Source organism: uncultured Shimia sp., assembly GCF_947498095.1.
GTDB lineage: Bacteria > Pseudomonadota > Alphaproteobacteria > Rhodobacterales > Rhodobacteraceae > Shimia.
The window spans coordinates 1-516 of sequence record NZ_CANMJE010000042.1; the positions used below are offsets into that span (position 1 = coordinate 1).

Genomic DNA, 516 nt, shown 5'->3' on the forward strand with positions numbered 1-516 from the left:
CTCTGGAAGCGAGAGGGGCTGAAGGTTCCGCACAAGCAGCCGAAGAAAGGGCGCCTCTGGCTGAACGACGGGTCATGTGTTCGACTTCGGCCAGAGCATCGCAATCACGTGTGGTCTTATGACTTCGTTCATTGCCGCACAGATGACGGAAAGGCCTTTCGTATACTGAACATCATTGATGAGTTCAGTCGGGAGTGCCTAACGATCAGGGTCAAACGGAAGCTAAATTCCATCGATGTCATCGATGCTCTGACCGACTTATTCATCCTGCGAGGCACGCCGTCCTACATCCGTTCAGATAACGGCCCTGAGTTTGTTGCACTGGCGGTTCGGGATTGGATTGCCGCTGTCGGCGCCAAGACGGCATACATCGAACCGGGATCACCATGGGAGAATGGATATTGCGAAAGCTTCAACGGTCGAATGAGGGATGAGCTGTTGAACGGAGAAATCTTCTACTCGCTTAGGGAGGCTCAAATCATCATCGAAGAATGGAGGAAACACTACAACACCAAA

At 52.1% G+C, this 516-nt stretch carries 1 protein-coding gene; it reads left to right on the forward strand.

The window, feature by feature from the left end; genetic code table 11:
- Nucleotides 1-516 (forward strand): integrase core domain-containing protein (locus Q0932_RS20475; RefSeq protein WP_299357116.1); only part of this gene is annotated, 516 nt, incomplete at both ends.